Annotated in this window: 20 protein-coding genes and 1 tRNA gene; 11 read left to right on the forward strand and 10 right to left on the reverse strand. The window is 67.2% G+C overall.

The annotated features are described in order from the left end of the window. Window positions 1–7 precede the first annotated feature (7 nt). Window positions 8–490, reverse strand: a complete 483-nt coding sequence (locus G6O54_RS11685) for a hypothetical protein (RefSeq protein ID WP_165225106.1) — start codon at window positions 488–490, stop codon at window positions 8–10. Between the two features lie 190 nt (window positions 491–680). Between G6O54_RS11685 and G6O54_RS11690 the strand changes: the two genes are divergently transcribed. Next, on the forward strand, window positions 681–1,505 hold the full coding sequence (locus tag G6O54_RS11690) for a sugar phosphate isomerase/epimerase family protein (RefSeq protein WP_165225108.1): 825 nt from the start codon (window positions 681–683) through the stop codon (window positions 1,503–1,505). 49 nt (window positions 1,506–1,554) lie between these two features. Continuing rightward, a complete protein-coding gene (locus G6O54_RS11695; protein ID WP_165225110.1) occupies window positions 1,555–2,475 on the forward strand; it encodes a sugar phosphate isomerase/epimerase family protein in 921 nt (306 codons plus the stop codon). Window positions 2,476–2,810: 335 nt separating this feature from the next. Here the strand turns inward: G6O54_RS11695 and G6O54_RS11700 are convergent, their stop codons facing one another. Further along, entirely contained in the window at window positions 2,811–3,680 is an 870-nt protein-coding gene (locus G6O54_RS11700; protein ID WP_165225112.1) for a hypothetical protein, read from the reverse strand. A 446-nt stretch (window positions 3,681–4,126) separates the two neighbouring features. Between G6O54_RS11700 and G6O54_RS11705 the strand changes: the two genes are divergently transcribed. The 4 genes from G6O54_RS11705 (at window position 4,127) to G6O54_RS11720 (ending at window position 7,598) form a co-directional block, all read left to right on the forward strand. Beyond that, window positions 4,127–5,473, forward strand: coding sequence for a hypothetical protein (locus G6O54_RS11705; RefSeq protein WP_165225115.1), 1,347 nt, complete (start codon window positions 4,127–4,129; stop codon window positions 5,471–5,473). Between the two features lie 162 nt (window positions 5,474–5,635). Continuing rightward, window positions 5,636–5,896 carry a hypothetical protein gene (locus G6O54_RS11710; RefSeq protein WP_165225117.1) on the forward strand — a complete coding sequence of 87 codons (261 nt, stop codon included), beginning with the start codon at window positions 5,636–5,638 and terminating at the stop codon, window positions 5,894–5,896. 513 nt (window positions 5,897–6,409) lie between these two features. Continuing rightward, a complete protein-coding gene (locus G6O54_RS11715; protein ID WP_165225119.1) occupies window positions 6,410–6,973 on the forward strand; it encodes a helix-turn-helix domain-containing protein in 564 nt (187 codons plus the stop codon). A gap of 115 nt (window positions 6,974–7,088) precedes the next feature. Beyond that, the gene (locus tag G6O54_RS11720) at window positions 7,089–7,598 is read left to right on the forward strand and encodes a hypothetical protein (protein ID WP_165225121.1); all 510 of its coding nucleotides are present in this window, start codon (window positions 7,089–7,091) and stop codon (window positions 7,596–7,598) included. A gap of 149 nt (window positions 7,599–7,747) precedes the next feature. Here the strand turns inward: G6O54_RS11720 and G6O54_RS11725 are convergent. After that, window positions 7,748–7,836, reverse strand: a tRNA-Ser gene (locus G6O54_RS11725). A gap of 188 nt (window positions 7,837–8,024) precedes the next feature. Then, window positions 8,025–8,378: a hypothetical protein gene (locus G6O54_RS11730; protein WP_165225124.1), complete on the reverse strand. Its 354-nt coding sequence runs from the start codon at window positions 8,376–8,378 to the stop codon at window positions 8,025–8,027. 320 nt (window positions 8,379–8,698) lie between these two features. On the opposite strand from G6O54_RS11730, the gene G6O54_RS11735 reads away from it, so the two are divergent. After that, window positions 8,699–9,445, forward strand: coding sequence for a 3-keto-disaccharide hydrolase (locus tag G6O54_RS11735; protein WP_250846841.1), 747 nt, complete (start codon window positions 8,699–8,701; stop codon window positions 9,443–9,445). A gap of 41 nt (window positions 9,446–9,486) precedes the next feature. Here the strand turns inward: G6O54_RS11735 and G6O54_RS11740 are convergent, their stop codons facing one another. The 3 genes from G6O54_RS11740 to G6O54_RS11750 are packed head-to-tail and all read right to left on the reverse strand — an operon-like array spanning window position 9,487 to window position 14,494. Further along, complete coding sequence (locus G6O54_RS11740; RefSeq protein ID WP_165225131.1) at window positions 9,487–10,614, reverse strand: ABC transporter permease; 1,128 nt, start codon at window positions 10,612–10,614, stop codon at window positions 9,487–9,489. Continuing rightward, the gene (rbbA, locus tag G6O54_RS11745; RefSeq protein WP_165225133.1) at window positions 10,611–13,367 is read right to left on the reverse strand and encodes a ribosome-associated ATPase/putative transporter RbbA; all 2,757 of its coding nucleotides are present in this window, start codon (window positions 13,365–13,367) and stop codon (window positions 10,611–10,613) included. The genes G6O54_RS11740 and rbbA overlap by 4 nt, the downstream gene beginning before the upstream one ends. Continuing rightward, window positions 13,364–14,494, reverse strand: a complete 1,131-nt coding sequence (locus tag G6O54_RS11750) for an HlyD family secretion protein (protein ID WP_165225136.1) — start codon at window positions 14,492–14,494, stop codon at window positions 13,364–13,366. Before G6O54_RS11750 ends, rbbA begins: the two co-directional genes overlap by 4 nt. Window positions 14,495–14,982: 488 nt before the next feature. On the opposite strand from G6O54_RS11750, the gene G6O54_RS11755 reads away from it, so the two are divergent. Next, entirely contained in the window at window positions 14,983–15,567 is a 585-nt protein-coding gene (locus tag G6O54_RS11755) for a hypothetical protein (RefSeq protein ID WP_165225139.1), read from the forward strand. Between the two features lie 303 nt (window positions 15,568–15,870). On the opposite strand, the gene G6O54_RS11760 is transcribed toward G6O54_RS11755, so the two are convergent. Next, window positions 15,871–17,250, reverse strand: a complete 1,380-nt coding sequence (locus G6O54_RS11760) for a tetratricopeptide repeat protein (RefSeq protein ID WP_165225142.1) — start codon at window positions 17,248–17,250, stop codon at window positions 15,871–15,873. A 561-nt stretch (window positions 17,251–17,811) separates the two neighbouring features. Beyond that, on the reverse strand, window positions 17,812–18,669 hold the full coding sequence (locus G6O54_RS11765) for a LysR substrate-binding domain-containing protein (RefSeq protein WP_205678743.1): 858 nt from the start codon (window positions 18,667–18,669) through the stop codon (window positions 17,812–17,814). Between the two features lie 105 nt (window positions 18,670–18,774). Here G6O54_RS11765 and G6O54_RS11770 point away from each other — a divergent pair, with 105 nt between their 5' ends. Continuing rightward, entirely contained in the window at window positions 18,775–20,124 is a 1,350-nt protein-coding gene (locus G6O54_RS11770) for a proton-conducting transporter transmembrane domain-containing protein (RefSeq protein ID WP_165225148.1), read from the forward strand. Window positions 20,125–20,135: 11 nt separating this feature from the next. Continuing rightward, window positions 20,136–22,373 carry a DUF2309 domain-containing protein gene (locus G6O54_RS11775; RefSeq protein WP_165225151.1) on the forward strand — a complete coding sequence of 746 codons (2,238 nt, stop codon included), beginning with the start codon at window positions 20,136–20,138 and terminating at the stop codon, window positions 22,371–22,373. 656 nt (window positions 22,374–23,029) lie between these two features. On the opposite strand, the gene G6O54_RS11780 is transcribed toward G6O54_RS11775, so the two are convergent. Further along, window positions 23,030–24,136, reverse strand: coding sequence for a transposase (locus G6O54_RS11780; RefSeq protein WP_165225153.1), 1,107 nt, complete (start codon window positions 24,134–24,136; stop codon window positions 23,030–23,032). Window positions 24,137–24,304: 168 nt separating this feature from the next. On the opposite strand from G6O54_RS11780, the gene G6O54_RS11785 reads away from it, so the two are divergent. Further along, window positions 24,305–24,733, forward strand: coding sequence for a hypothetical protein (locus G6O54_RS11785; RefSeq protein WP_165225156.1), 429 nt, complete (start codon window positions 24,305–24,307; stop codon window positions 24,731–24,733). Window positions 24,734–25,674: the final 941 nt, after the last annotated feature.

The raw sequence follows: 25,674 nt of genomic DNA on the forward strand, positions 1-25,674 counted from the left end.
ACGATCCTCACTTCGCCTTCGGCGCGGCCTCGGCCTTGGGGGGCGGCGCGACGGGTGCCGGCGCGAGCGACTGGCGGACCGGCTTTGAGACCGCGGCGGCCGGGCGATTGACGATCGCCGGGGCCGGGCTGAGGATGCTGTTGACCCCCATCGTCGCCAGCCCCTGGATCAGGAGCATCGTCGCCAGGCCGAGCCCGAGGGCGTGCCAGGGGTGGAACTGGAAGATCAGCGTGAAGACGGCGAACCAGACGATCCCCTGCAGGACTGTCCACATGAAGTTCGTCGTGAACATCGTGTCGTAAGAGGCCGAGGCCTGGCGGTGGTAGAAGATCGCGAGCATCGCGGCGATCAGGAACGAGCCGGCCGTGACCTTGAGGCCGACTCGCGGCGTGACCTCGTCGTAGAGCTGGTCCTGCGCGATCTCGATGACCACGAAGCAGCCGACGAAGACGACCAGCCAGTAGATCAGGAACGCCCACAACGTCGCCATGTCGTCCGCCTCACGTCGTCGCGATGACTCGACCGCACGATAGGATCCCACGCCGCGCCCACGTATCGTATCCGAGCGGAAACCATCGCGGAATGACGGACCGCCCGCGCCGGCCCCTGGAGCTTTCCGATCGGGGTGGTATCATGGCGAGGGCCGCCCCAACCGACAGCGCAACACCGGATGTGTCCCGATGATCGTCCTCAGTGCCTTCGCCGACGAGATCTCCCAGGATCCGAGGGCCCAGATCGAGACCCTGGCCCGGCACGGGATCCGTCACATCGAGTTCCGCGCCATCCACGGGACCAACGTCCTGGACCTCTCGGACGCCCAGCATGAGGAGTTCCGCGACCTGCTTCGGGCCGCCGGGTTCGGCCTCAGCGCGATCGGCTCGCCGATCGGCAAGATCCGGATCACCGAGCCGTTCGGGCCGCATCTCGATCGGTTCGAGCGGGCGCTCGACCTCGCCGCCTTCTACGACACGCCCCGAGTCCGGGTCTTCAGCTTCTACATCCCGCCGGGCGACGAGCCGGAGATCCACCGGGCCGAGGTCCTCGCGCGGATGAGGGAGCTGGCCGCCCGCGCCGAGGGTCGTCGGGTCTCGCTCTTCCTCGAGAATGAGAAGGGGATCTACGGCGATCACGCGTCCCGGGTGTCCCAGATCCTGGACGTCGTGGACTCCCCCTGGCTCTCCCATGCGTTCGACCCGGCCAATTACTTGGAGGTCGGGCAGGACGTCCGCGAGGCATGGAGCCTCCTCCAGCCCAGGGTCCGCCATTTTCACGTGAAGGACTATGATGCGAAGTCGCATAAGAATGTCCCGGCGGGACACGGGGATGGCCTGATCCCGGAGCTCCTCGGCCGGGCCGTCCGGGACGGCTACGAGGGCTTCGCCGTGCTCGAGCCGCACCTCGTGGTGGCCGAGGCGTCGTTCGGCTTCACGGGCCCGGAGCGATTCGCCGACGCGGCCACGGCGCTGCGGTCCATCCTGGTTGAGCAAGAGATCGAGTTCGCATGACCCATCGGCCAGACCGGCCGGCCCGACACGAAACCGCGGAGATTCGAAGATGTCCAGTTCGCAGACGAGCCGCCGGGGATTCCTCATGGGGGGCATGGCGGCGGGGCTGCTGGCCAGAGGCATGCCCCTGGCGCGTGCCGCCCGCGCCGGCGCCAGGGGAGATGGCTTCAAGATCTCGCTCGCCGAGTGGTCGCTGCACAAGGCCCTCTTCGCCGGCACGATCAAGAACCTCGACTTTCCCAGGATCGCCCGCGAGGACTACGGGATCGCGGGCGTGGAGTTCGTCAATCAGTTCTTCAAGGACAAGGCCCACGACGAGGCCTACCTGAAGGACCTCAAGACCAGGGCGAACGATCACGGGGTCACCTGCGTCCTCATCATGGTCGACGGCGAGGGCGACATGAGCGATCCCGACAAGGCGGAGCGCGCGAAGGCGGTCGAGAACCACAAGAAGTGGATCGATGCCGCGGCAGCGCTCGGCTGCCACTCGATCCGCATCAACACGGGCGGGCACTACAGCCCGTCGGACGTCGGCGCGGTGGCCGATGCCTGCTCGGCGCTCAATGCCTACGGGATCGAACACAAGATCGGGGTGATCTGCGAGAACCACGGCGGCCCCTCCAGCGACCCTAATGCCCTGATCGCCCTCATGAAAGCCGTGAACGATAAGAACTTCGGCACCCTCCCGGACTTCGGCAACTTCCCCAAGGGGGACGACGGCAAGTATGCGATCGACGTCTACGACGCCGTCGAGCGGATGATGCCCTACGCCAAGGGAGTCTCGGCCAAGAGCCATGATTTCGACGAGCAGGGGAACGAGACGATGCTCGACTATCCCCGGCTGATGAAGATCGTGGAGAAGGCGGGCTATTCCGGCTTCGTGGGCATAGAATACGAGGGCGAACGGTTGAGCGAGCCGGACGGGATCCGGGCGACCAAGAAGCTCCTGGACAAGATCCTCGCGGGCTGAGCATTTCGCGCCCGACCACGGTGCAGACCATCATGAAGATCGAGGCGGGCCGGCGACTCCCCGAGGCGGGTGTCGCCGGCCCGCGGGCGTTTCGAAGCCTGGATCCACGCGTCGGCAGAGTCGCGCGATCGGGGAAAGAAGGCAGTCCTGGTTGAGATTACGCGTCCCGTAATCCTGGGCGGAGGCATCAGGAGGGACGGCCGTGGGCAAGGAGTCCGGGGAAAACAGGAGGACAGCGCCAGGGGCTGGAGTCGATGAACAAAGCGGCGACCCCGGACAGGGCCGCCGCGTTGCGCAGGGATGCGTCAATCATGATCGGTTTGATGGAACAAACCTCACGCCTGAGAGTCCTTCCGGCGGCCGCGATAGTGGATCGCGGCGGCGCCGCATGCGACCGCCCAGGCCAGCCAGGTGGTCGGCTCCGGCGTGTTCTGCTCGGCGAGCGGGGAGATCTTCGTCCAGGAGAGGTAGGCCTCGCCCGCGACGCCGTCGAGGCTGGAGCCGGCGTAGCTGGAGATCCAGATCCCCTGGGTGGGGTCGATGCCGGGAATCTTGCTGAAATTGGCGATGGTGAACTCGAGCTGGGGATGCGTCGGCGAGGGATCGTAGGCGAGCGTCCCCGTGTAATCCGCGAGCTGCTTGCCGAACTGGTAGGCCAGCCCGGACGAGGCCTTGGAGGCGTCGTACTGGCTGACGGTGAAACCATCGGTCCCCGTCCCCGCCAGGGTCTTGTCGGCCGGGATGCCGGCGATCACGACGGGCGTCCCCGGCGAGTTCACGTTCGCGGTGTTGACCGGCGCGATGGCGAGCGCGACGGACTTATCTCCGGCGAGGTGCGCCACGTCGTACGGGGTCGCCGTACCGCTCGGGTCGCCATTGGCCTGGCCGAACGGGGCGTACTGCCCGGACGCGTTCTTGAAGGTATTGAATCCGACCTGGAGGGTATCGGTGGCCTGGTCGTAACGAAGCCGGATGTCCTGGATGCTCCACCCGGAGACCCAGCCCCGGTTGGTAATCCAGTCCGATTGCCCGATGGTCAGCGGGTTGTCGCTCACGGCCGCTTTGCGGACCAGGGGGTCGCTGAGGCTGAAATCCGTGGCAACGTTCCCGGTCAGGGAAATCGGGGCCGCCGTCGCGGCGGCCGAAAAGAGCCCCATGACGACGAGCGGCGTCGCGGTCCGAGAAAACAAGCGGCGAAGCACCATGACGAGTCTCCTTCCACGTATGGTTTAGTTCGTCCCGAGGTTGCCGGCCGTGGCATGACGAGGGCATCGTCAGCCGGGACGATCAGGCCAGAGAGATCCGGCGACCAACGCGTGGCGAGCGACAGACACGCCGCGACATGGTCCAGTTGACGATTCGGTTCGCACCCCCCGTGACGGTCCCAGCGATCCCGGCTCCGCCGAGAGGCTCGAGGCCGCCCCAGTATCCCGCCCGCGAAGGCGGGATTTCCAGAAAGGACGATGGCGCGATGTCGCTATTCGCAAGACTGCTGCAAGCTGTTCGCTCGTGGCGCCGCCGTCGGGGTGGCCCGAAGACCGTCCGATACGCCGGCATCGCCATGGAACAGCTTGATCATCGACAACTCCTGAGCGTTAACTTCACGGGAAACGTCCCAATCGATTTTCCCGCTACAACGAGTCCAGGCGTCGTGGTCCTCCCCGACAACGCCCTGGTCCAGCACCCCACCATCGCTCCCCAGATTTCGGGGATCGTGAAGGTCTCCGGGTTCGACGTGAAGGAGCTGCGGGTCAGCTACGACGCGTCGGATGATACCCTGAGCGTGGGGATCGGCCAGCCTGCGAGTCAGAACCAGCCCGGGACCGTGATCGCGGGCGACGCTGACAATAATGGAAACTCGGGAACCGTCAACCCCGCTGTGACATCCACCCCCGGATTTGCGGGATTCCAGGACGTCGCGGACATGGGCGGCACCGAACACATGGGGATCTTCCTCGACTTCCTGGGCACCGGCGAGGCCCAGATCGTCGCGGGGTTCTCCGCCATCCCCGCGCCCGGCGACGCCGCCAAGCCGTTCCAGGTGGCGCAGGCGATCCCCACCGGACCCAACGCGGCGCCGGCGTTCGGGACCGAGCTGCCGCAGTACGAGGGGAACCTGTACCTGGTCAACTCCACCTCGCATCCGAGCCTGGAGTTCTCCATCAAGGACTTCTCCAAGCTCTACCAGCAGGTCACCGGGACGGCGATGACCTCCACGTCCCTGATCAGCATGGGGGCGTTCGGGGGCTCCGGCCAGGACATCGGCATCAGCGAGGCCTTCTTCCCGCAGCAGGAGTTCTCGATCGATAAGGCCACGCTGCCGAATCCCTGCCCGCCGATCTCGCCGACCATCCTGGTCAACCCCCACGAGCACCGGATCCTCGACACCACCCATCGCGACCTCGTCCGGGTCTACGTCTTCGGGACCTCCGGGTTCGACGTCAACACGATCGACCCGAACACCGTCGACCTCAGCGGGGCGAAGCCGCTGACCTACTTCACGCGGAGGTGGCCCCACAGCGAGTTCCCGGTCGTCACCTACGTCTTCAACGCCAAGGACATCAACCTCCCCGCGGGCCTGACCACGGCCACCTTCACCGCCGAGACGACCAGCGGCCAGAAGATCACCTCGTCCCGGGAAGTCCTGAACATCCCCTACGCCGCGGAGCGTGCCAAGGGATATCTCCGGACCCGGATGGGATACGAGAGCGCCTACAAGCGGCTGAATCCCGCGGCGAAATCCGAGGTCACCGCATCCTCTTCCACGTCGGCCGCGGTGAACGTGGGGGTGGCCTCGCGGCAGGCGGCCCAGGCGCTCCGGGTCAACTACGCCACCCAGGTCTCGAGGACCGGGACCACCACCCCCGTCCTCACGCCCCGCACCGTGGTCTCCGTGAACCGGGCCTCGGCCGCCAGCCAGGCTCAGGAGTCGAAGGTCTCGCGGCGGCTGAAGGCGAGCATGGACTCCTACCTGAGCCAGGCCGGCGGGGCGAGGTGATCGCGGCCGCCATCTCGAGCCCAAGCCGACGTCCCGGGCCCATGGCGCCCCCCCGCCATCGGCCCGGGAATCCCTCGCAGGCAATCCTGGCCATCCTCTCCCCGCCCACGCTAGAATCGCCCCGAACACCCACCCGGATGGACCAACCCGGAGGCATCCACCATGGCCGACCACACGCCCTACCAGAAGAAGATCATCGATCGCTACTACAGGAACTTCGACGCGATCAAACACCAGCAGCTCTCCGAACTCGCGACCGAGCTCTACCTCGCCGAGGGGAAGAAGAAGGATCGCCTCTGGCAGCGCGTCGAGGAGAGCCTGAGGAAGCTCGAATTCCCCGAGTCCCGGATCGCCCACCTCATGCAGGCCCGCGATCCATCGTTGCTCGTCGGCATCCTCGCCGAGTTGGATCGTCATTCCTGAAGCCGAGTGAGGCGCGATTTATATCCATTCGTGTCCATTCGTCGCGGCATGGTCGATGGCTTGAGCGGGATCATTCCAGCCCCCTCGCGCCCATGCAGCGTCCCGCGCCGATCCCGAGGCTCCCTGATCGAATTCGGCTGATCCGTTTCGTCGGCCGTATCACGCGCATGCCTCCTCATCGAGAACAGGCCACCAACGGCCATCTGCGCCATCAAGGGCGGGGTTTCTATCACGTCGGCACCCTGGCCATATCAGGCCGTACAGCCCTGGTTATGCTCATTTCTGCCGATCGTGCGCCCTTCTTTCTCCGTTGAGCCGGCGAGAAGGACTCGATCCAACGCCTTTTTTTTCCAGAGATGTTCGGTTGACCGCCAATCAAGCGTTTCGTACATTCGAGATGGCGAGGGTGCCCGCTTTTTGTGACCGGATGAACGATGGCGAACGGTCGTTCGTTGCCATCCAGCTCCGTCGTCTTTCGGACCTGTCATGACACTCAACGGTGAGACTGGTACCATGACGTCATTGGCCCAGCGCGTGCGAGACCTGCGTTACTCCAAGGGGTGGGGACCGGATGAGCTGGCGAACCGGGCGGAGATCTCCCGGACCGCCCTCTACCAGATCGAGAGCGGCAAGACGGGGTTGCCCCGGGCGGGAACGCTCCGGAGGATCGCCGTCGCCCTGGATGTCCCCATGGATGAACTCCTCGCCGAAGGCCCGGCGGTGGCGACCGCCGGCGTCAGGACGGCGGCCGTGCAGATGGCAAACTCCGCGAGGGCGGAGGAACTGGAGAACTGGATCGCCGCCGAGGGGGCCTCTCTGACCGCCTCCGCGGGGGGCTACTACAACGCAGCCGGAAACTCGGCGGCGTTCCTCGACGAGCTCCGGGGCGATATGGGGCGACTGGATCCGGATCTTTCTCGCCGGACCACGACCCGCGGGTATGATCCGCTCCTGATGCGAGAAGGGGAGCTCATGTCCAAGCTCCACGACCTGCTCCATTCGAGGATGGGGAACGGCGTCGCGCGGATCCTCGACGACCTGCACGTCATGATCCAGCGGAACCGCAACGGAAGTTGACGAGAATTCCCGCCCGGTCCCGGATTGTCGGGTAGATTTCCTCAAGGATCTTCGGTGTGAGGACGACAGAGGTCACCTCCACCCCTCCATGAGCTTGCATCCTTGAGGCCGCACCATGCGAATTCCTGCCCCGCCCGGGATCGGACCGGGTCGTCTCGCGATCACCCTGATAGCCCTGGCCATGTCGGCGGGCACGGCCCACGGTCAGCAACCGGGCGGGCCGCGGCCCGTACGCGCCCCCGTCCCGACTTACACCGCCGCCCCGGCCTGCCAGCCTTGCGAGCCGGCGGCGTTGGGGACATTCGAGCCGACGCCCTACCTGATGGTCCGCGGCAACTGGCCCGCCGGCGGCGGCTATTCGCCGCTCGGTCTGGCCGGGGACCAGTCGATGAGCCTGTACGGGCCGTTGTCTCCGCTCCGTTCCACCTCCGCCCCCATCACGACCTATACGAGAGGCTACGACGGCCGGGTGTATGCGTCTCGGGCGACCTCGAGCTCCACCCCGAACCTGCCGGGTGTCTCTCCGGTCGTCTATCCCACGCAGGGGAGTTACTACTACGGACCCAGGGTGGATCGGAGCAATCCGGCCTGGTCGAGCGGCATGCACTGGATCGACCAGAGATGACGGAGGCACCCCCGCGCAGCGATCTCCGGGCCCCCGAATCTCGAGCCGTCTTGCGGACCTGGTTCGCCGGCACCGCAGGGTCCGGGAAGCGATTCCCGGGCTCACTCACGACTGCGGATGATTCGGCAGCCTCGCCGAAGCGAGGAAAGCGGAGAGGGGGGGATTCGAACCCCCGAGACCCCTTGCGGAGTCTAACGGTTTAGCAAACCGTCGCTATCGACCACTCAGCCACCTCTCCTTGATCTCGGCGAGGACGCCGGACCCGGGCGGGAGTTGTTCGTCACGAAGAGGATACCAGGCGGGCACGGTGGGAGTCAACCGAGGGTGGCCGGCGTCGAGTCGAGCGTGAGGAGAATCCCCCACGCTCGTCGCGACCGAACTCCGACCCCGACTCAGGCTCGCCGGAGTCGGCGTGCGGAGTCGCCCTCACTCGGACTTCTTCTTGGCCGCATACTCGATCTTCGAGGCGACGCCGTCCTCGTGGGTGATCTTGGCGGAAATCCCCTTCTGCCCATTGTCCTGCACCTTCTCGAGCCGCTCCTTGAGCTTGGCGACGTCGACCTTGCGGGCCCCCTTCTTGCTGATCTGCTCGGTCTTGTCGTTGACCTTGATCTTCACCTCCTTGTCGGAGTCCTTGGGGACGACCGTGAGGATCTTGGCGTCGGTGTCGACCTTGGTGATCGTGCCCAGGAGCTCGTCGGCGAGGACCGCGCCGGTGACGAACAGAATCCCGGCAAGGCCGGCGCTCAGCATCAGGATCAGGCCGCGGCGAGACTGCATGGAAAACTCTCCTTCAGGCTCTTTCGGTCGTCCCGGCCGCGAGCGACGGTGACCCTGACACAGGGCCGACCGACCGTCGAACTCGCACGGTGCCGGAGACGGCTCAACTCGGGTAGGCGACAAATCGGGCGGGCCCGGCCGGCCCATCGGGACCGCGGGCCAACCTCCCCCGATCTTGGAGCCTCCGCGCGGCCGTTGCAAGCGGGGAGCGGCCCGGGCCGGGGTGCGTACTCGCCCGGGGACGTCCCTCGCGGTATAACCACTCCGAGGTCGCGCCGGCGCAGCACCAGCGATCGCCATCTTCTCGAAAGGATATGAGCATGCATGTTTCACGGTTTCGGACCATTCTCCTCGGGCTGATCGCGGGGCTTGCGGTGACGGCCGCGCCCCCCGGATCGTCCGCCCTCGACGGCCCGGAGTCGCCCCCCCCGGCCCTCATCGACGGCCAGGGGCCGGGCTGGCGGCCGCTCGCCGCCGAGGACTTCACGGACGTCAACCTCGGGCCCGAAGCCTGGACCTGGAAGGAGGGACTCGGTCACTGCAAGGGGACCCCCGTGGGCGTCATCCGGACCCGCAAGCCGGTCACGAACTTCGAGCTCGTGGCGCGATGGCGGCACCTGGCGCCGGGCGGGAATTCGGGCATCTTCGTCTGGGCCCCGGAGAAGGCTCTCGAGGGCCTGAAGCCGGGCCACCTGCCGCCGGGCGGCATCGAGGTCCAGGTGCTCGATCATGGGTATGCCGACCAGTACCAGAAGGAGACCGGCAAGAAGCCCGACTGGTTCACGACCAACGGCGACGTCTTCCCCGTGGGCAGCTCCCGGATGAAGCCCTTCCCACCACTCTCTCCCGACGGCTCGCGCAGCTTCCCCCGCGAGAACCGGTCGAAGGGGGTCGGCGAGTGGAACCACTATTACGTCCGGGGGATCAACGGCGAGATCCGCCTCTGGGTCAACGGCAAGGAGGTCTCCGGAGGGAACCACTGCGAGCCCGCCAGCGGGTATCTCTGCCTGGAGTCCGAGGGCTCTCCCGTCGAGTTCAAGGACATTCGTATTCGTGAGCTGCCGTAAATCCCAGGGCCATGACACCCGCGACGCGGCGAGGAGCTGGCTCAGCGGCTCGCCGCGATCGAGTCGCGGAACCGCGCCAGGCTGAAGGCGAAGAACGCCGCGCCGATCCCCGCGACCGCGAGGAATTCCGGCCAGACCGACCCGATCCCGGCCCCCCGGCAGATGATCGCCTGCGAGAAGCTCACGAAGTGCCGCGACGGCAGGAAGAGCGTCAGCCGCTGGAGCCAGGGCGGCTGGCTCTCCACCGGCGTCTGCCCGCCGGAGAGGAGCTGGAGCACCATCAGCACCAGGATGATCAGCAGCGCGAACTGCGCCATGCTCCGCGCGATCGTGCCCAGGAAGATCCCCAGCGCGGTCGCGAAGAAGAGGTACAGCACCACGCCGGAGAGGAAGAGCAGGGGGGAGCCGGCGATCGGTACGCTGAGCAGCATCCGGACGACCAGGAACAGCGAGAGGCCGGTCGCCAGCAGCACGACCAGGGCATTGGACCAGACCTTCGCCAGCGCGATCTCGATCGACGAGAGGGGCATCACCATCAGGTGCTCGAGCGTCCCGTGCTCCCGCTCGCGGATCAGGGCGGCGCCGGTGAGGATCGTCGTCAGCATCGTGATCTGGTTGATGATGGCCACGATGCTGTTGAACCAGGAGGTCTCTCCGTTGGGGTTGAACGCCTTGCGGACGACCAGGGTCGGGATCGCCGCGGCCTCCGGGTCGGAGCGGCCCAGGAACGTGGTGACCTGGTCGTTGATGATGTTCTGGATGTAGGAGGCGCCCACGCTGGCCTGGAGCATCGCGGTGGCGTCGATGTTCACCTGCAGCTCGGCGCGGCGGCCGGCGCGGAGATCCGCCTCGTACCGGGGCGGGACGGCCACCACGAACATGTACCGGCCCGCATCCATCGCCGCCGAGACCTCCTTCGCCTCGATCCGCTCGGGGTGTCGGAACCGCGGCGGGTAGAAGGCGCCGAAGAGGCGGCGCGAGAGCTCCGACCGGTCCTCGTCCACGAAGGCGATCGACGCGTTGGAAACCTCCGAGGACGTCCCGGTCGCCTGGGTGTACACGCTCGCCGTGAAGGCGTAGATCAGGAACACGAACATCACGGCGTCGCTCTGGAGGCTGCGCAGCTCCTTGATGCCGAGCCAGAGGATATTGAGGAGTGTCCTCGTCATGGCTCCTGTCGCCTCAGGAGGGATGCCGCGACCAGGAGGAGGACGGGGATGAACGCGGCGATGGCCGCGGCCTCGACCGCGAGCGCGCCGGCACCCAGGCCCTTGGTGAAGGCCCCGACGCTCGAGCGCATGTAGTAGGTCGTGGGCCAGAGGCTGCCGACGATCCGGGCGCTCCCCTGGAGCGTGGAGACCGGCTGGAGCATCCCGGAGAACTGCATCGTCGGCACCATCGTGAGGATCGTCGTCACGAAGACGGCGGCGACCTGGCTCGTCGTGAAGCTCGAGACGAGCAGGCCGAGGCTGGTGGTCACCACGACGTACGCGAACGCGCAGACGGCCAGCATCGGCGCACTCCCCTTGATCGGGATCCCGAAGACGACCAGCGCCATCGCCGTGAGGATCAGGAAGTTGACCATGCCGATCGCGACGTAGGGGAGCTGCTTGCCCAGCAGGAAATCGAGCCGGGAGGACGGCGTGACGTAGAAGTTGATCATCGTGCCCAGCTCCTTCTCGCGGACCACGCTCACCGCCATCAGCACGGCCGGGATCAGGATCAGGAGGAGCGCCGGCACGCTCGGGACGATCGCGTAGACGCTCTCGAAGGTCGGGTTGTAAGTGAACCGCGTCCGGATGTCCGAGGCGAATGAGTACGGCACATCCCCTCGCCGCTGGCGGATCTGGTCCGTGTAATAGACCTGGTTGACCCCCTCGGCATACTGCTTGATCGTCTCGGCGCGGAACGGATTGGCGCCGTCCACCAGGATGGAGGCCCCGAAATTCTGCCCGCGCTCGATGTTCCGCCCGAAACCCGGGGGGATCTCGAGGGCCATCGAGATGTCATTGGCGCGAAGTCGTTCGTTGGCGGAATCGGGGCTGGAGATCGGCTCTAGCTCCCGGAACGATCGCCGGGGGGCGCCGAACGCCTCGACGTAGCCCCGGCTCGCCGGGGTCCGGTCGCCGTCGAAGGCGGCGAAGCGGATGTTCTCGACGTCGGTCGTGATGCCGTAACCGAAGATGAGCATCAGCAACGCGGAGCCGACGAAGGCGAAGGCCAGCCGGACCGGGTCGCGGACGATCTCGAGCATCTCGCGGTGGGCGTAGGCGAGCAGACGATTCGGGTTCACGATCCCGATCGAAGTCTCGCGGCCGTGGCCGTCGGACGCGTCCGACGTGCCGAAGGCCGTCGCTTCGCGGGCCTCCTCCTTGACCTCGGCCTGGCCGATGGCCTCCGCGATGTAGGCGATGAAGGCGGTCTCCAGGTCGGGTGCCTTGCGGGCGTCGATCAGGGCCCGGGGGGCGTCGCAGGCGAGCACCTTGCCGGCGTGCATCAGCGAGATCCGGTCGCATCGCATCGCCTCGTTCATGAAGTGGGTGGAGACGAAGATCGTGATGCCGTCCTTGCGCGAGAGGTCGATCAGCATCTCCCAGAACTCGTCGCGGGCCACCGGATCCACGCCCGAGGTCGGCTCGTCGAGGATCAGCATCTCCGGCTGGTGGAGGACCGCGACCGCCAGCGAGAGCCGCTGCCGGAGCCCCAGCGGCAGGCCCTCGGAGTCGTGATCCAGGTAGGGGCCGAGCCCGAACCGGCGGACCAGCTCGTCGATCCTGGGCCCGCGCGTCTCGTGCGGAAGGTGATACAACCGGGCGTGCAGGACCAGGTTCTCGCGGACCGTCAGCTCGCCGTAGAGCGAGAACGCCTGCGACATGTAGCCGACCCGGTTGCGGATCGCGATGCTGCCGGCCTCCACCGCCTCGCCGAAGAGCTTCGCCTCGCCTTCCGTCGGCGGCAGCAGCCCGGTGAGCATCTTCATGGTCGTGGACTTGCCGCAGCCGTTGGATCCGAGGAAGCCGAAGATCTCGCCGCGGGCGATCTCGAAGCTCACGTGATCCACGGCCGTGAAGCTCCCGAACCGCTTGGTCAGGCCCTTCGCCGTGATGGCCGGAGGTCCGGCCGGGTCGACGCGGGGCGGGATCACCAGCTTACGGTCGGCCCCGCGCTTTTCCGGCGGCAGGAGCCGGACGAACGCGGCTTCCAGGTCCTCCGTCCCGGTCCGCTCCTGAAGTTCCGCGGGCGTGCCGGTCTCGAGCACGTGGCCGGCGTCCATCGCGATCGTCCAGGCGAACCGCTGGGCCTCGTCCATGTAGGCCGTGGACACCAGCACGCTCATCCCCGGGCGGGATTCGCGGACCCGGTCGATGAGGTCCCAGAACTGCTGCCGGGACAGCGGGTCCACGCCCGTCGTCGGCTCGTCCAGGATCAGCAGGTCGGGGTCGTGAACCAGAGAGCAGCAGAGGCTCACCTTCTGCTTCATGCCGCCGGAGAGCTTGCCGGCCGGCCGGTCGGGGAACGGGTCGAGCCCCGTCGATTTCAGCAGGTTCGCGATCCGGTCGACCCGCTCCCCCTTCGACTGGCCGAAGAGGCGGGCGAAGAAGTCGATGTTCTCGAAGACGCTGAGCTCGCCGTAGAGGTTCTTCCCCAGCCCTTGCGGCATGTACGCGATCCGGGGGCAGACCCTGGCGCGATGACGCGAGTCCGCCATCTCTCCCCCCAGGACATTCACGGACCCAGTCTGGATCTTCCGCGAGCCCGCGATCACCCCCATGAGCGTGGACTTGCCCACGCCGTCGGGGCCGATCAGCCCGACCATCCGGCCGGCCGGGATGTCCAGATCCAGGCCGTCCACGGCCAGCGTCTTGCCGTAGCGCTGGGTCAGGCCGCGGATCGAGACGACGGCGGCATCGGAGGCGCTCATGACTTCGGTCCGCTCTTGACGTCCGGAGTGGGCGCCGGGCTTTCCTTCTTCGGTTCGTGGGCCCCCTTGGGAGCCTCCGCGACCGGGGGCTTCGCGGCCTCGACCTCCGGGTGCTTCGCCTCCTTCGAGGCCGCCAGCCGGGGCGGCATCGGCGTGTTGAGCCGATCCGGCCAGGAGACCGACTCGTCGAGCCGGACGTAGCCGACGCCGCGCACGCCCGTCTTGATCCGCTCGATGTAGGCGTCGACGACCTCCTCCGGGATCTTCAGCTTGACCCGGAACATCAGCTTGTCGCGCTCGCTGGGGGTCTCCACCTGCTTGGGGGTGAACTGCGACTCGGGCGATACGAACGAGACCTTCGCCGGGGCCGAGTACTGGGGGGCCACGTCGAGGACGATCTTGGCGTCGGCTCCGATGGGCACCAGCGCCGCCTCGCGCGACGGGAGATAGATCTCCATGTAGATGTCGCCGAGGTTGACCAGGGTCAGGACTTTGCCGCCGGACGCGAGCACCTCGCCGATCTCCGCGAGCTTGTAGAGGACCCGCCCGCGGACCGGCGAGCGGAGCGTCGAGTCGGCGATCTGGACCTCGAACCGGCTCACCTCCGCCAGGGCCTCCTCGATCGAATGCTGGGACGCGTTCACGCTCGCCTTGCGGGCATCGACGGTCGCCCGGGTGGCGTCGCGGCTGGAGCGGATCTTGTCCCATTCCTCGCGCGAGATCGCGTTGCGACTGACGAGCACCTGCCCTCGCTGGTACTCGGCCTCGCTGAAGCGGAGGTTGCTCTCCCCCTCGATCAGGTCGGCCTTCGCCTTGGCCAGCGACTCCTCGGCCCGGGAGACCTGCGCCCTGGCGCCGGCGAGCTGGGCCTCGATCTCCCTGGTATCGATCCGGGCCAGGATCTGATCGGGCCGGACCAGGTCCCCCTCGTTGACCAGGAGCTGGACCAAACGACCCGGATACTTGGCCGTGATGTCGACCTGGATGGACTCGATCCGCCCGTTGCCGGCGGCGATCCCCTTCGGCAACGGCGGCGTCTGATGCGCCACCCACGCTCGCCACGCGGCGATCACCGCCGCAGCCAGGACCGCGCCCAGGAGGACTCGTCTCAACTTCGACTGTTGCATGCCACTTCTCGAGAACGTGCCGGGAATCTGGATCACCGATGATACCGACAAGGCACTCCGAAGGCGCGTGGGCTTCACCCCGAATCTCGGGAGGGGGGCCCGGGGCGCCGGCCCTCGCCTCGATCGTCGTGGAAGGGCAGCGATCGGACGTGACGTTGTCCTCCTGGAGGAGGCCGCCGAATTGGCTCCGTTCGTTATCTCGCGGTTCCGTGGCGTCGATCGTAAGTCCTGGTTTAACAAAGACTTGGTTGTCTTTCTCTGGTGCGGACGTCGCCGCGTTTTCGTCGCTCGCGGGGCTTGCCACCGGCCGGGACGCCGCTCGAAGCCGGCAGAGCTCGTCGAGCACCACCATCAACTCCCGGCTCATCGCCGCGATTTCCCGCCGCGGCCCCTCGAGCTCGGCTTCGGCGAGGAAGGCCGCGGCCTCGTCACCACCGGACTCTTCCGCACGACCGTCCAGGGCCTCGATCCGCCCGAGCTCGTCGTCGATGACCCGCAGCAGGAACGTCCAGGCCGCATCAGCCGACTTCGGTGGCAGCCCCAGCTCGCGCCAGGAGAGCGACTCGACCAGGAACGCCTCCGATCCTCGAGCGTTCTCCCTGGCCGAGGCGAAGTACGCCTCGCAGCCGGCCATGCCCTTCGGATCGAGCGCATTGCAGGCCCGGAAGACGGCGTTGATCAGGGGATCGATCGTCGTGTCCCAGGAGTCGCCGCCGAGGAATCGCACGAACTGGTGCCGCTCGACGAGGCCGATCTCGCCCCCCAGCCGGATCCAGTCGCGGAGTGTCCGCCAGTGGCCTCGGAGCGTCAGCCGGCCCGCCTCGGTGGTCTCCAGCTCGGCGATGATCGCGGCGGCCTGCTCGCTCGGATCGTCGACCCAGCCGGTCCACGCCAGGAGTTTTTTCGTGAGGACCTCGACCCGGTCGCGATTGGGTTCGTTCGTCGCGGGCGACCGCTTTCGCGGCCCCTTCGGTTTCGCCGCAACACCTGCGAGGAAGGCGGATTCCGCCTTCTCCGCCTGCTCGATCTTCCAGGAGAGTTCGGCGGCTTTTGCCAGCAATTCGCGTTCATGATCGCTGGCACCGAGGCCGGCGTCCCTGAGGTAGTCGGCGGTCTTCCGCTCGATGCCCCGGGAATCCACGCCCCGGGCCTTCGGCAATGCTCTGACCTTCCGACCCCTCGCCGAGACCTGAACCCTGGTCTTCATCGCCGGCCGCCCTCGCGTGGGTGCACTGGATGGAGCGCGCGGAATCGCGCGATCGCCTATTCAGTACAATCCCGAAATGAGGCCGGCCAGTTTCACCGAACTCGAAGAATCGGAGAATTTTCCCCGGAGCTTGCGACCCGGAGGGGCTCGACACGACGTGGGGCCTGGATCATCCGGGCCATCGGCCGAGCGGGCAGCGCTCGTGGGCCATCCGGCTCTTGGCCTCGGTGAAGCAGCCGCAGATGCGGCAGCGGAGGCCGGTGTGGTGTTCGCAGTTGCGGCAGGTCGCAAGCCGAGCGGTCCGCACGTCGGGAGTTGTGGTCTTCAGGCCCGAGGCGATGAACGCCGACATCGCCTTCGTCGCCGAGATGGCCATGCGGAGCAGGCCGGGCCCGGCCGGGACTCCGCGGGGGAACGGATTGCCCTGAGGCCCGCCGAAGGGGACGGGCTGGAGGGCGGCCCCCTTCTCCCGGAACTGTCGCCGTTGCTCCTCGAACCAGGCCGCCTCCGGGCGGCCGAGATGGCGAAGCGTCGAGACTGACTCCTCGGCCGCGATTGCCGCCAGGTCCTGTCGACCCAGATCCGCCAGGGCGATCGCCCGGATCCAGTGGAGCCGCCACTCCTGCTGGCGGTCGCCGAGCTCTCGCGTCGACCGAATCGCCTCGTCCAGGAGCCCGAGCGCCCCGGCCGGATCGCCAAGATTCGACCGAGCCATGGCCGCTCGCTCGAGGATCAACTTGCGGGAGAACACATCGCCGGACCGCGTGGCGATTTCATGGGCTGCCTCCAGCGCGGGCAAGGCCTCACGCGGACGACCGGCACCCAGGTAGGCGAGCCCGAGACTCGCCAGGGCGTCGGCCTCGCGTGGGCCGTCGCCCTGCGTGCGGAAGAGGGTCGCCGCCTGCTTGAGCAGCTCGACGGCCGAAGCAGCCTCCTCGGGGCTGCCGCTGGCCAGGACGGTCCCCAGGTCCGACAGGGCGACCGCCTCGCCGAGGCCGTCCCCGCGACGCCTCGCCTCGTCGAGCATCCGGCGAGCGGACTCCGCCGCGGGTGGCTCGGCCAGGCCCGGCGGCGGCTCCGCCACGTCCGACTTCGCGTCGCCCACGCCTTCGATGAGGAAGATCGCCTCGCCCAGCCGTCGGATCGCGGACGCGCCCGGCCATCGGTCGCGAATCGTCGCCTCGTCGAGCGGTGATCCTGCCGCGGACCAGGCGGCGATCAGGTCGGCCCGGCGATGGCCTTGACGCTCCACGGGCGTCCCGTCGGGAAGCTTCCATCCCGGGCCGTCATCCCGCCCCCGGATCCGGGCCGCGATCCCCCGCAAGAACCCGTCCGACGGCCGCGGGACCACCCGGAAGGCGGAGGCCGGGGCCCACGCAAGCCCCGCGTCCTGCCCGACGTCCGAGCGGACATCCACGCCGATCCGGTCCCAGGCCCGACCCCCCTCCGCGTCCACGGGGACCCAGAGGACGGCCCTCCCTTCCGACATGACCGGATCCGCGACGACGCCCTCGGCGAGGGGACGCCCACGCCAGGCAGGATCCACCATGACCACCCCCCCCCAGGACGACGAACGTATCGTCTCCACGCCATCATTTATCAGGCGTGGACGCTCAAGGAATTGAAAATCGCTGAATGCCTCGAGATCAGCGGTGGTGACGATCGGCGCCCGGCCTTGCACGCCGCGGCCGTCCAAGCGCCCTCGCCCTCCCCTCGTGAGGATCCCGATCAGGATCCTCCGATCCTGATGGCGCGCCGATATGTCCCGCCCCGAATGGATTGAAGGGACCCGATGCTCCGCAGCCAAGGATAGGCCCGGTCGGTCGTTTTTTCCAGCCGGATCGGGCTGATCGCCCGAGATCGACGTCCATGCGACGCAGCCCCTCCCGGACGCCCCGCCTTGAAATCCTTCGAGTGATGGTCTTCCTCGGCTCCGTCTGCAAGCCGACATGGGAGGAAACGCCGCCGCCCGTGGCCCCGCCGGCCACCGCACTCGCATCCGACGCGACTGCCCGCGGCGCCGAGGCGATGCCCGCCGAACCATGGGGGCCCGTCCGTCGTCTCCCATCGTCTCGAGATCGGTCCGACGGTAGCGTGCCCGCTCCCTCGATCATCGGAGCTTCCCTTCCAGGCTGTGCACGATGTGCTCGGCGAAGACCAGGCCGGCTTTCGGCAACTCGTCCCGCTTCATGAGGGCGATCTCGGCATCGGCCAGTTGGGGGAGCCTCAGCTCCGCGCGGGCCGGGTGGATCCCCGCCGGGATCATGTTGCTCGGGAGGATGGTGACGCCCAGGCCGGCTCTCACGGCGGCCAGCGTGCCCGCCAGGCTCGGGCTGGTGTAGCTGATGTGCCAGCTCCGCCTGGCGCGGTCGAGGGCGGCCAGCGCGCGATCGCGGTAGATGCAGGGCTGCGGCGCGAGCACCAGCGACAGGGGTTGCTCGGCGCGGTAGCCGTCCGCCGCCGCCCAGACCAGGGGCTCGCGCCAGACCCTGGTGCCGCCCTTGACACGCTGCGGGTCACGCTTGGCCAGGATCACGTCGTAGTCCCCCCTCCGGAAGCCCTCGATCAGGTTGAGCGTCAGGTCGCAGGACACGTTGAGCTCGACGGCGGGGTGATGCTGCCGAAAGTTCGCCAGGACGTCGGGCAGGTAATGAGTCGCGAAGTCTTCCGGGGTCCCGAAGCGGATCTCGCCCCGGACGTCCGGCTCTCGCAGCCGGCTGTACGCCTCCCACTGGAGCTGGATCATCCGCCTGGCGTAGCCCAGGAAGAGCTCCCCCTGCGGGGTCAACGAGACCCTCCGCCCCGATCGGTCGAAGAGCGAGCAGCCGAGCTGCTCCTCGAGCTTCTTGATCTGGAGGCTCAGTGCCGACTGCGTCCGGTTCACCGTCGCCGCGGCCTGGCCGAATGTCCCCGTGTCGGCGATGGCGATGAAACCCTTGAGCTGCAGGCTGTCGACCTCGAATGGCACGGCAAGATTCCTATTTGATTTTCTCATTGGTCCTATGAGAAGAACCAATTTTACTCATAACACTTCGGGGCATAGACTGCAACGGCTCAAGTGAAAGGAGGGCCCATGATTCTCGAGTCTACGCAATCGGTCTCGCGTCTCTTCAAGGCAGACAGCCTGTCCTGGGTCATGGCGGCGCTGATCGCCTTCGTCGTGGCCAACGTGCTGGCCTACTCCGGGCGCTACCTGGCCGGCGATCGCAACCAGGGGCGCCACCGGCGGGGCGTGCTGCTGCTCGGCGGCTGCGTGCTGTGCATGGCCTTCGCCGATCACCTGCTGGTGCTGCTCGCCTCCTGGATGGCCGCCAACCTGCTGCTGGTCCGGCTGATGATCCACAAGGACGACTGGGCCGCCGCACGCAACTCCGGGCGGCTCGCACTGAAATCCTTCGGCCTCGGTTTCCTGCTCCTCGGGGGCGGATTCTGGCTGCTCGCGGCGAGCACGGGCACCGCGGGAGTTCGCGAGATCGCCGCCTCCGCGGTCGATTCGCCCCGGGCCACGGCGGGGCTGGTGCTGATCGCGCTGGCGGCGATGATCCAGTCCGCCGCCTGGCCCTTCCACCGCTGGCTGACGTCGTCCCTGAACTCGCCGACGCCCGTCTCGGCGTTGATGCATGCCGGGCTGGTCAACGGCGGCGGATTCCTCCTGGTGCGCTTCGCCCCGCTCTATCTCGCCCGGCCGGCTCTGCTGCAGGCGATCTTCCTCGCCGGGGTCGTCGCGGCGGTCGTCGGCACCTTCTGGAAGCTCCTCCAGGCCGACGTCAAGCGCATGCTCGCCTGCTCGACGATGGGGCAGATGGGTTTCATGCTCATGCAATGCGGTATGGGCCTGTTCGCTCCCGCCGTCTCTCACCTCTGCTGGCACGGCCTCTTCAAGGCCTACCTCTTCCTGGGGGCAGGCTCGGCGGTGCACGAGAAGCGGAGGCCGGCCTCCGTCGTCGGCCGGCCGCCCGCGGGTGCCCTGATCGCCTGCCTGGCGGGCGTGCTGGGCGCCGCGGCGTTCACTCGGGCGAGCGGGATCGGCCTGGGCCTTTCCGACACGTCCTGCATCATGGCCGCGCTGGCCTTCCTGGCCGCCTCGCAAGTGGCGTGGGGGATGCTGGCGGAGCCCCTGGCCGGGCACCGGGCCGTCCTCGCTCCGCTCGCCGGCCTGGCCTCCGGCGGGCTGTACGGCCTGAGCGTCCGGGTCGTCGAGATGGCGCTTGCGACAGGCACCGCGGTCGGCCCGCAGCCCCTGGAGGCGCTCCACCTCGCCGGGTTCGGGGTCATCGTCCTGATCTGGCTGGGGATGAACCTGGGCCTCGCGACGCGGCTGCAGTCGGCGACCGCCTGGAAGCGGTTGTACGTGGCCGCACTGAACGCCAGTCAGCCCGATCCTCGAACGATAACCGCCACCCGAACCGCCTACCGATATTGAAAGGGATCTCGATGAACGCCGTCCTGAAATCGAAACCCGAGACGAGCCTGCTGCCGACTCCCAGTGACCCCCTGACCGTGGACGGGCTCGTCGCCCGGGCGTCGGACGTGGTGGCCCCGGTCTGGCCCCTGAAGACCTTCATCGCCGTCAACCCGCTCCAGGGCCTCGAGGACCGGCCCTTCGAGCAGGCGGTGCTCGAATCCGCGCGGCACCAGGCCATCCCCGGCCCCGGCGCCAAGGCCGCCGAGGCGGTGAATCGCGAGCTGATCAAGTGGTGCGCGGCCTTCTTCGACGAGGGCCAGGCCACGATCCCCATGCCGAACCGCCACCTCGGCCTGTACCGGACCTTCGCCGACCTCGCTCGGTATGACCGAGGGCTGCGTGGCCGCGGCCCGGCCGGCGCGATCCTCGACTCGCTGCCCGCGTCGGCGGAGGAGGCCATCGCGGAGTGCCTCGGCCGGCTGAGGATCCCGAAGGGCCACCGCGAGGAGTTCATCCGCCGGGCGCTCGCGATGCTGCCCGGCTGGTCGGGTTACGTGAAGTGGTACGAACGCTGGCAACGCCCGGGCCCTCGCGCCGATCGCCCCGCGACCCTGGTCGATTATGTCGCCGTCCGGCTGGTGCTGACCTGCCTGCTGGGTCCGGAAGCCGGCCCGTCGGAAGAGATGTCCCCCAAGGCACCTGCCTGGCTCGCGGGGCTCCCCGCCGCCGAGGCGCGATACCGCGAGAGCCTCCTCGCCCGGCTACGGCCACGGACGCCGGACCTCTCCTCCGGCGAGCGCAGTCGGCCCGCCGCCCAGCTGGCCTTCTGCATCGACGTGCGCTCGGAGCCCCTCCGGAGGGCCATCGAGGCGCAGGGCCGGTATGAGACCCTGGGCTTCGCCGGATTCTTCGGCTTGCCCGTGCGGGTCGGGGGATACGGCGAGGAGCCCCACGACTCATGCCCGGTCCTCCTCAGGCCCGCCCACGAAGTCTGCGAGCACCCGGCGGATGCCGATCCGGGGCGCGTCCGCAGGCACGACCGCGGCAGGTCCCTGCTGCGGCTGCCGGCCGCCTGCTATCGATGGCTCAAGTACAACTTCGCCACCCCGTTCGCCCTGGTGGAGATCCTGGGACCCTGGCTTGGCCTGCGCTTGCTTGCCCGGACATTCGCACCGTCCCTCGCGTCGGAATTCGCCGAGTCCGCTGGCTCCGCGGTGGCGCCCCCGCTCGCGACGGAGCCGGCGCTCGATGCGATCAGCCTGGAGCAGCGTGCCGCCTACGGGGAAGGGGCCCTGCGCATGATGGGGCTCACCCAGAACCTGGCCCCGCTGGTGGTCTTCTGCGGCCACGGCAGCCGCACCAGCAACAACGCCTACGCATCCGCCCTCGACTGCGGCGCGTGCGGAGGCCATCACGGCGGGCCGAACGCGCGGATCCTCGCCGCCATCCTGAACGACCCGCGGGTGCGGACCATCCTCGATGACCGCGGGCTACCGATCCCCCGCGACACGATTTTCCTCGCGGGCGAGCACAACACCACCACCGACCGGGTCGAGCTGTATCGGCCCCGCGACGTCGATGACGGTCGTCGTCGGGAGATCGAGAGCCTCATCCAGGATCTCGCGATCGCCGGAGCGAGGAACGCGCGAGGCCGATGTCAGGCACTCGGGCAGCCCGCTGCCGGGCCCGAATCGGCCGAACGCGCGGCCCGACGCCGGAGCGCCGATTGGGCGGAGGTCCGGCCCGAATGGGGGTTGGCACGCAACGCCGCGTTCATCGTCGGCCCGCGCGAGCTGACCCGAGCCGTGGACCTGGAAGGCCGCTGCTTCCTGCACTCCTACGACTGGGAGTCGGATGAGGACGGTCGATTCCTGACCACCATCCTCACGGCCCCGATGGTGGTGGCGCAATGGATCAACAGCCAGTACCTCTTCTCGACGCTCGATAACGTGGCCTACGGGAGCGGCAGCAAGGTGACGCAGAACGTCACCGGCAAGATCGGCGTCACGCAAGGGAACGCCAGCGACCTTATGCACGGGCTGCCGCTGCAGTCGGTCCACCTGTCCGACGACCGGCCTCAGCACGAGCCGCTGCGCCTGCTGACGGTGGTCCTCGCGCCTCGCGAGAGGCTCGACGCGATCATCCGGGGCCAGGAGGTCCTGCGGAAGCTCTTCGGCAACGGCTGGGTCACGCTCGCCTGCCTGGAGCCCGCCGAGGGACAGGCCTACCTGCTGACGCGCGACCTGACCTGGGAGAGGGCCCAGTGAGGGGGCACCGCCTTACGCCGGCACCCGAGTGCCGATGACGACCAGGCACGCGAGATCCACGCGACCGGCGTGGATCTTCGCTTCGCCCCGACGGATCGGAGTGCCGGACCTCCGGGGCGGCCCGGAAGGAGCGATGAATGCGTGGCGAGATCCGCTAAACCGACCGATTCGAGGCGTTCGTTCGACACCGGGGCGGGAGTGATGCTTGCATGAAGCGATCGTTTCCGGGCCGGCCCGCCATCGGGGTTCACTCTTCCGGTACAATTTCATAACTCGAAGACCGGCGCCAGGTCGGGACGAAGCCCCGACTCGAAACGCGTATCGGTGGCCACGCGTATCGGTGTCCACGTATCGGTGGCCACGTATCGGTGGCCACACGTATCGGTGGCCAGGCACCCAATTGGAGTGGTTTGGGTAAGGCAGGGAGGATAGTGGTTCGCTCGGGACGGGGCTTTCGTCGCCTGATTCGATGTGACACGTTCAACGAACGAGGGAACGGGGCTGACGACGCGAGGTGTCGGCGGGCGCGGAGCGATTCGGAGCCGATCGCGGGAGTTGCATGACCTCGGGATGGGATCAGATGAGGACGGGGTGCGAGGCATCGAGGCCGGGGGCCTTCATCGCCCAAGCCGGAGGAGGGCACGACGATGGGGCACTCAGAGGCCGGCCGCGAGACTCAATGGGCCGGGTGCGGATGGCGCAGGGCGGGGCCTTGCCGGGGCCGGCCGACGTGGCGGCCGCGCGGGCTGTTCGCGGCCCAGCCGGATTGGTGGCCGCGGGCGGCTGAGGGCCCCGAGCATCTCTTGCCAGTGCAACCCATCCCGGCCGAGGCGGACGAAGATCGACTCCGCCTCCCGCGTCAAGGACACCTTGCCGGGCCGCTCAGGCCGGGCCGCGATGTCGACCAGCCGCAGGTGGCAGGCCAGAGTGTAACCCGGCACCAGGCCGTACCGGCCCCCCGGCACGCCGGGATCATCTGTCGGCAAGAGCCACAGGCCATCCTCATGGTGGCGGTCGTTGGCGGCGGTCGCGGTCATCGGGGCCTCAATCGCGGTCACCGGGGCCTCGGTCGCGGTCGCGATCACTCGGTCCTCGCCCGGGTTCTCGATCGCGGCCACCGTGCCCTCGGTCGCGTCTCGCGACTTCGCATGGTCGAGCCGCGTCCGGAGGGAGGTGTGCTCGGCCTCCTCGGGGGTTGCCGCGACGCCGGCGGCGAACGGGTTGAGGTCGATGTAGACGGCGACGGCCAGGAGGGCCTCCTCATCGCGGACGGCCATGCTGCGGAAGCGGCCCTCCCAGAAGGCGCCGGTGCAGCCGTCCTCGCGGTTGGCCAGGCGTGCCAGCGGCTCCTTCAGGCACTTCATGAACCAGCCGAGGTCCGCCAGCCGCCCGCGGATGGTCGCGACCCAGGCGGCATCGGCGGCGAGCGTCCGGGCCCGATCCTTCGAGGCGGGCAGCGGCCGGCCCTGGACGTCGCGGATCGGGAAGAGGGTCAGCCAGCGTCGCGCGACCTCCTCGGCCGACCACGCCGAGGCGAGCGGGGAGTCGAGCCTCAGCAGCAGGTGGAGATGGTTGTCCATCACCGCGAAGCCGCCGCAATCGACGGCGAAGAGCCCGACGAGTTCGCGGAGGCGGTCGACGATCCAATCCTTGCGATGCCCGCCGCCCTCGCCGCAAAGCCGGGCACGTCGGACGCACCGTGAGATGCAGTGATACCAGGGCGTGACCGACTCATCGACGAGCCGGGAGCGCGGCGTGGCCATCGGCGGGACCTCCCATGACTGGAGTCTAGATCGATGGTCATCTTGTGTCCACTATGTTGTGCGAAAACGAGCGGCCGAAGACCGCTCAGTCAGCGTTTCAAGACCGATGGCCTCTCCTGTTTTCCCAGTCTGCCCATTTTGGGTGCGTGGCCATCGATCCTGGGGTGCGTGGCCATCGATCCGCGTGGCCATCGATCCGGCCACGTGGCCATCGATCCGGCCATCGATCCTTGGCCTGGCCATCGATCCTTGGCCTTTTGGTGCATGGCCATCGATCCTTTGGCCATCGATCCTTGGCCATCGATCCGATCGATCCTGATTATCGATCCTGGCCATCGATCCCTGTTTTCCCAGTCTGCCCATTTTGGGTGCATGGCCATCGATCCTGGCCATCGATCCTATGTGGCCATCGATCCTATGGCCATCGATCCTATCGATCCTATCGATCCTTGGCCATCGATCCGATCGATCCTGGTCATCGATCCCTGTTTTCCCAGTCTGCCCATTTTGGGTGCATGGCCATCGATCCCCATCGATCCCCCCAGCGAATGCAGTATGTTCGATTCCCACAATGGATCTCTTGTGGCCAACGCATGAATTCACATGAAGCGTACAAAGGACTCATCACGATTTGAATTTTTGGTTGGCTCAGGGACAGACGAAAATGACTGCTTGTACCATTTCTCCCAGCTCTCCCGGGCTGCAGCGTCAGGGGACAGGCATTCCTGTGTGCCATCAATCTAACTCCTGCATTTTGACAAAGCACGTGCCACTTTCTTCCTACAGTGCATGACCCTCGATTGATCGGACTAACTGATGCACCAAGACACTAAGCACGCCGTTGGGATTTTCGCCATCATTTTCTGCATAATCGTAATTGTTATCGTATATATCCTCGCCAATCTTGGACCAACTAGGTCTCAACTCCAGGCATTGAAGTGGGAAGCCACCCCACTGCTCGGTGCGATTGAACGATACAAGGCGAAGAACTGCCAGTATCCTGAGAGCCTTGACAGCGTCACAGTGCCAGAGGACATTAAATGCCTACCCGTGGGTCGCTGGATCTATCATTGTGACGAAACACGAAGCAGGTTTTGGATATATACTGGAGAATTTGGCTCATATATTCTGGAATATGATAGCCAGCGAGGGTGGATGATACACGACGACGATTAAGGGAGGTATCGGTGGCCAGAGGAAGAGGTATCGGGTATCGGGGTATGGGTGTTAGTGTGGGTGTTAGGGCGGCTGCTTGCACAGCAGGAGCCGCGGGTTGAACTCAGGTCCAGAACGGTGAGATCAGTCATGTAGTTTTCAACACACTGGGTTTTCTTGGTCCGGTTTAGAGATGGCAACCAGACGACTTACCCAGTCCTAGAGAGAGTCATGCTCGTCGAAGCCTTCGACCATGACGAAGCCTGGAAGAAGGCCTGTCTAATGGCGAGAAGGGAACAGGAAGAATATGCCGGAACTTTTCACTGGGATGGTGGACGTCCCGCTGATCTAGCGGGCCACGAAGGCCACGGGCATCGAAGGCC

This window comes from Aquisphaera insulae (assembly GCF_011064615.1).
Classification (GTDB): Bacteria; Planctomycetota; Planctomycetia; order Isosphaerales; family Isosphaeraceae; genus Aquisphaera; species Aquisphaera insulae.